Origin of the sequence: Eubacterium sp. MSJ-13, assembly GCF_018918235.1 — a bacterium.
Taxonomy (GTDB): Bacteria; Bacillota; Clostridia; order Lachnospirales; family Lachnospiraceae; genus Butyribacter.
Window position 1 is genome coordinate 1 of the sequence record NZ_JAHLQE010000124.1, and the last position, 6579, is coordinate 6579.

Consider the following 6579-nt stretch of genomic DNA (forward strand, 5'->3'; position numbering starts at 1 on the left):
TCCCATTATGAAAATCTTGAAAAAAAGTCCAAGGCTTATCGATGCAAATATATTTATAAGATCGATTATCTCCTTATCACTTTCCACATTCAGACTTTCTTTGTCTATATATTTAAACATTATGCCTTTTGGTGTTTTGGCTTCTTCCATCTTCCATTTCATCCTGTCACTCATTATCATATCGAACACCCAGGGCTGTGAAAACATTCTTTTCATGCCATTCATCTTATCACTGAATCCCGCAGATATTATAAAATCTATGGCTTTTCTCATAAATGCGAATATGTCACCATCACAATCTTTTATGAAATTTTCAACAAAACTGAATGCTTCATTTTTGTGCGTATCAACAATATAAAGAAATATATCTTTTTTATCCTCAAAATACTGATAAAAACTTCCTCTTGGTATAGCCGCCTCTTTTATGATACGGTTTATAGATGCCGCCTCAAATGGGTTTTCAAGAAACTCACGCTCAGCGGCAGCCATTATCCTTTCTCTTTTTTCATCAGGCAGCCTGTAAAATGTTTCTTTTGGCATATTTAAAACTCCATTCTCTTGCCTTATTATCTTACTTTGCTGCTATAAATCCTTTTTACTTTATATCAGATATTTACTCTCCATCTGTAAGATAATCCTGTGCCTCATCAGGAATATCATCCATATCATCACTTCCTGTATCTATATCTTTCGGCTGTTTACGATAGAGGATGTCATACATTATAGGCACTATATAAAGTGTCATAAATGTTGAATATATAAGACCGAAGCACACAACTATCGCCATACCCTGCTGCATAGCATTTCCTGCATCCTGTGAAAATACCATAACACTCATTGAAAGTATCGTTGTAAGTGCCGTCATAAGTATAGGACGCATACGAGTCTTACCTGTACCTATAAGTGCCGCACGCTTCTCAACGCCGCCAATCCTTAATTTGTTTGCATAGTCAACAAATACGATACCGTTGTTTACAACTGTTCCCATAAGAATCATGAATCCCATCATCGACATTGCCGAGATAGACTGGCCAAATGCAAGAAGTCCAAGCATGCCGCCCGTAAATGCAAGCGGAATCGTAAAGATAATGATAAATGGTGAGAGAAGACTTTGGAACTGTGCTACCATTACAAGATATATGAGCAAAAGTCCAAGTGCAAGTGCCTGAACGAGCTGCATCATCATATCATTTACCTGCGTTGACGAACCACCTATCTCTGCCGTATATCCATCGGGCATCTTATATTTGTCAATCTTTTTCTGAAGCTGTCTTGATAGAAGTGTCGCGTTCTCATCCTCGTCTACATCAGCAGAAACTGTAAGCATCTGTGACTGATTTTCTCTTGAGAGAGTCTGTGCTGTCTTTCCCTCAGCTTTTCTGGCAAATTTTGAAAGTTTGTAAGTTTTCTTTTTATCATTACCATTTGAATCTTTTGTAGTAGCTGTAATCTCAGCTTTCATAAGATTCTCATAAGTAAGTTCATCTGTCTTATTTACAAGTTTGACATCTATATCTGTATCATCGACATTCAATGTTATTGATGTTTTATCTGTATTGATGCGTGCTGCAAGCTGCTGGTATATTCCTGCTACAGTAAGCCCTGCATTTGCAACCTTATTTTTATCAAGTGTAAGATGTATCTGTTTGTCAGCGTCTTCAAGACCATTCTTTGCACCACTGCAGCCGTCAATGTCATTCATCATCTTCTTAAAGTCATTGCTTATATCTATAAGCTTATTCATATCATCGCCATATATATCGACTTCAAGCCCCTGATCCATCATGCTTCCCATACTTCCAAGTGCTGATGATGAAACCGTAAGTTCCTTACATTTTATGTCTTTTGTATTTTTCTCAATAGTCTTTCTTATCTTCTTAAACTGCTTTGTAGTTTTGATATCACTCTTTGTGATTATGTTAAAAGTAAAACTTGTATAATTGTCCGATGCACCGCCAAGCGAGCCTGCCATGGCACTTGCATTCCCGTCCGTTACTCCTACTTTGTCGATTCCATCGACCTTCATTATCGCAGCCATTACTTCGTCAGCAGTCTTATATGCATTCTGCTTGCTTGTTTTCTTGTCAACTTCAAGACTTACGGAAATCTGATTACTCTCCATGCTGTCCATCATTACAAGACCCATACCCGAAAGTTTCCATACACATACAACAAGGAGTCCTACTGCAATGATAAGTGGTATTGCCTTATGTTTAAGGAAAAATTCAAGTGACTTTCCATACGCATCTTTTATCTTATCAAAAATCTTATGCTCAGGATTCTTTACTTTTTTAAGCAGTACCGAACCCATAGTAGGTACGACTGTTATCGCAACAAGAAGTGATGCGATAAGTGAATATGATATCGTAAATGAGAACGGTATGAGCATCTGACTTACTGTTCCTGATGTATATACCATAGGAAGGAATACACATATAGTTGTGATAGTCGATGCGATTATAGGGCCGAGTACCTGTCTTGTTCCCTGAACTGCTGCCCTCGGTGCTGAAAGTCCTTTGTTTCTGAGTCGATAGATATTTTCCATAACTACGACCGAGTTGTCAACAAGCATACCTATACCAAGACAGAGACCTGCAAGTGACATTACATTTATGTTTATTCCAGTAAAGTACATTATCACAAGTGCAAAGAGTACACTGAACGGAATACTGAAAGCTACCACTATGGTAGGTCTTACATCTTTAAGGAACAGTGCGAGTACGATAATGGCAAGTACCGCACCCATGACGATACTGCTAAGTACACTTGAAATGATATTCTTTATATAATCACCCTGATTGCTTAAAGGTGTGATTGAAAGACCTTTATATTTTCCCTCAAGCTCCTTAAATGAATCTGAAAGCGCATTTGTCACATCACTTGTACTTGCTGTACTTGACTTATAGATGGCAAGCATTACGGCATCTTTGCCATTAATCTTTGCATACTGATCTCCGACATTGTCTACTGTCACTACATTTGCAACATCGGATATCTTTATAGAACCCACACCTTTTACTTTTGTGAGCACCATGTTTTTTATCTGTTTTGCACTATCATAGTTCTCACCTATCTGGATAAGCCATTGGTCATCGTTCTTGTCATCGATATATCCGGCAGGCATTGAGAAATTCTGTGCCGTGATAAGCTGTGACAATGTGTCGAGTGTAAGAAGTGCATCAAGATTTGCATTTTCAAGTGCTGCATCTTTTGAATCATCAAGCTGTTTCTGTGCGTCTTTAAGTTCTTTCTTTGCATTTGATATCTCTTTTTTAGCAGCCTGCATCTGAGCCTGCGCTGAACCAAAACCTGCCGATGCCTGATAACCTCCGGCAACTGCCTGTTCCTGCTTCTTATCCATGCCCTTCATCTTCTCATTTATCTTGTCAACCATCGCCTGTGCAACTTTTATCTCTGTCTTTAAGTTTGCAAGCTCTGTATCTATCTGAGGCATTCTTACTTCCGCAATATTGTAAACCTTTGTCATTGATGCAATAGTAAGTTTCTTAACGGACTCCCCCTGTCCCATCTTTGTAAGCCACTCTTTAAACTTGTTAAACTCATCCGGATTATCAAGGGCATCTTTAACATCTGAAGGAATGGTTATCCCACTCATTTTCGCTGCTTCACCGAGCTTTTCATTAAATGTCTTGAACATTCCATTCAATGACTTGTATGTATCAGGAATCTTCGCATCTTTATACGCTTTTTTCTCTGCTGAAAGTGCTGTCTGATTTGCCTTTAAACTTGTAAGTGTAGACTCATAGGAAGCCTTCATAGCCTGAGCCTGATTCATTGCTACAGAAGCTTTTGCAAGTTTACTTGTCGTATCATCCTGCTTACTGCTCAATTTCCCTTCCTGCTCTTTTAATTTAGCGTTTCCCTCATCTAATTTCTTTTTAGCTTTGTCTATCTTTTTCTGTGCATCCCTTAATTTCTTATTTGTATGCGTCAGGATATCCTTATTTACTTTATCTATCTTTTTCTGATTCAGGCGCACCTCTACAGTGTCATTTATGTTTCCTGTTTCAGTGATACTTGCCACACCATTCTGTCTTTTTAGATAAGGAATGACAACCTTGTCGGTAAATGCCGTAATATCTTTAATATCCTTACCATCATAACCGACACTTACTGCCATTGTGGCCATCATATCTGCACTTATCTCCATGATATTAGGCGTGCCACAGTCATCAGGCAGGTCAAGTGAGTTCAATGCCTTTGACACTCTTACCAAGGCAGAATCCATATTTGTATCATCTGAAAACTCAAGCATTGTCATACCATAATTACTGCTTGATGTACTCGTCACCTTATTAACTCCGCTTATCGTGCCGAGTGCATCCTCTATGGGCTTTGTCACATTATCCTGTACCTTCTGTGGTGAAGCCCCCATCTCCGTAGTGATAACTGCAAGGTATGGCATCTCCATATCAGGCATAAGATTTGTCTGCATCTTACTTAAACTGACACCACCAAATGCCAGAACTATAACAATAGCCACTAGAGTAAGATACGGCTTTTTTACAAACATTTTTGTCATTGTCTTTACTTTTCCTTTCTTAAATTACAATATAACAAATATGACACCCTGTCATATTCATAAACGCAATTATATATGACACCCTGTCATGTGTCAATAAAAAAGATGACAGTTTATCTTATTTTAATAAACTGTCACCTTCTTTTGGCTACAATATATATTCCATCTGTCTTTCTTTCGTTTTAAGCCCCATCTTTTCATAAAACTTTTCTGCCGAAGTATTTCCTGCCCATACATTGAGCGTCACCTCATAACACCCTAATCTTTTCGCTTCACTTTTCACATATTCAAATAAACTCTCCCCCACATGCTGTCCTCTGGTCGATGCATCAACACATAGATCATCTATAAAAAATGATTTAAACGGCACCATATTGTTTGAAAACGGCTGTTTTCTTAACTGACAAAAAGCATATCCCATGCATATATCTTCATCATCCGCAGCAACATATACCGGCTTTGTGTCATCTTTTATAAGCTTAGCAAGCTCATCATTCGTATATTTGGTAGTCCCCGGAATAAATATGTCCGGTCTTATATCTGCATGTATCTGAAGCACCTGCTCCAACAATTCTATAAGTCGTGGTATATCTTTTTCTTTTGCTTTTCTAATATTCATTTTTTATATTCCCCTTTTCTATATTTTCCTGTATAAGCTTATCCGTCACCTCATAAAGACGCTTTGAACCAAGCTTTGTTTTACTCTGCCTGCCATATACCTGCTTTGCCGTCACTCCATGCTCTCTCCAATCTGCACCGCCGTTACTGTTATTTAAAATAAGTGGCTGAAGATTATCCATCGCATGTGCAAATTTTGCCTCTGCTGTTTCAAATTCCTCAAACTCATCAAATAATTTTATAAGCTCCTCCTTCTGTTCCTCAGGAAGTATTGAAAATATCCTCTCTTTTGCTACATCTTCCCTTGCTTTCTGTGTCTTAAGATTTTCTGCGTCATATGCATATGTATCTCCGGCATCAATCTCCACTATATCATGTATAAGACACATAAGCATGACTTTTCCAATATCCACCGGTTCATTAGAATACTCTTTTAAGAGATACGCCATGATTGCCATATGCCACGCATGCTCCGCATCATTCTCATTCCTGCCATGTCCTGACAAATGCGTCTGTCTGAATATATTTTTTTCTTTATCTATCTCCAATGCAAAATCAAGTTGCATTTTTAATCTTTCATCCATAAAACTCTGCCTCCCAAATATGTAAATACCTTTACTGCAAATATTATAACATAGCTTATTTATATTTTCTACCTCACAAAAAGGCAAAAAAACAGACAGAGGTTTTCATCTGCTGTTCTTCTGTAAGTTTATTTCCAATCTCACAGGAAGCAAATCCACACTGTGGACTTAAACATAAACGCTCAAGCGGAATATATTTTGATGCCTGTTCAATTCTTGCCTTTACAGCTTCCTTATCCTCAAGCTCTGGTTTTTTAGTAGTTATAAGTCCAAGTACAACTTTTTTATCTGGTGAAACCTTTGCGAGTGGTGCAAATCCGCCTGATCTCTCATCATCATATTCCAAGAGAAGTGCATCTACATTTTCCTGTGCAAATACATAATCTGCCACTGAATCGTATGGTCCACTTGTAAAAAATGTAGAATGATAATTTCCTCTGCATATATGCGATGTTATCACCATATCCTCCGGCTTTTGTTCAAGTGCAAGATTGTTTACCTTCAAAAGCTGTGCCTTTACATCTTCTATATCAAGACCAAGAGATTTATATCTCTGCTTCGCAGCATCTCCGACAATCGCACCCCATGTACAATCATCAAACTGCAGATTACGGCAGCCTGCATCATAAAACTGCCTGATAACCTCCTGATATGCCGTTCCTATATCTTTGATAAGCTCATCATTTGTCGCATAAAACTTTCTTGTTTTTTCTATATTCTGCGGAACTATCATCTGCTGAAACATCTGTGCCGGTGCCGGAATCGTATATTTTGCAACTGTATTCTCATCCTCAAACTGCTTAAGGAATTTAAAATATTCCACAAATGGATGTG

Annotated in this window: 4 protein-coding genes and 1 pseudogene; all 5 read right to left on the reverse strand. The window is 38.1% G+C overall.

Translation table 11 applies throughout. From position 1 onward, the window contains the following. A partial coding sequence (locus KQI69_RS07875) for a TetR/AcrR family transcriptional regulator (RefSeq protein WP_216564815.1) occupies nucleotides 1-540 on the reverse strand: 540 nt, incomplete at its 3' end. A gap of 73 nt (nucleotides 541-613) precedes the next feature. After that, complete coding sequence (locus KQI69_RS07880) at nucleotides 614-4543, reverse strand: efflux RND transporter permease subunit (protein WP_216564817.1); 3930 nt, start codon at nucleotides 4541-4543, stop codon at nucleotides 614-616. 148 nt (nucleotides 4544-4691) lie between these two features. After that, on the reverse strand, nucleotides 4692-5162 hold the full coding sequence (locus KQI69_RS07885) for a GNAT family N-acetyltransferase (protein ID WP_216564818.1): 471 nt from the start codon (nucleotides 5160-5162) through the stop codon (nucleotides 4692-4694). Then, nucleotides 5152-5745 carry an HD family hydrolase gene (locus KQI69_RS07890; RefSeq protein ID WP_216564820.1) on the reverse strand — a complete coding sequence of 198 codons (594 nt, stop codon included), beginning with the start codon at nucleotides 5743-5745 and terminating at the stop codon, nucleotides 5152-5154. The genes KQI69_RS07885 and KQI69_RS07890 overlap by 11 nt, the downstream gene beginning before the upstream one ends. A gap of 73 nt (nucleotides 5746-5818) precedes the next feature. Beyond that, nucleotides 5819-6579 (reverse strand): annotated as a pseudogene (locus KQI69_RS07895) (5-methyltetrahydropteroyltriglutamate--homocysteine methyltransferase); the annotation flags it as partial.

Excerpts from the sequence above, each read along its gene's own strand:
- KQI69_RS07880 (WP_216564817.1), bottom strand. The coding sequence starts at position 4,543 with ATGACAAAAATGTTTGTAAAAAAGCCGTATCTTACTCTAGTGGCTATT.
- KQI69_RS07885 (WP_216564818.1), bottom strand. The coding sequence starts at position 5,162 with ATGAATATTAGAAAAGCAAAAGAAAAAGATATACCACGACTTATAGAA.
- KQI69_RS07890 (WP_216564820.1), bottom strand. The coding sequence starts at position 5,745 with ATGGATGAAAGATTAAAAATGCAACTTGATTTTGCATTGGAGATAGAT.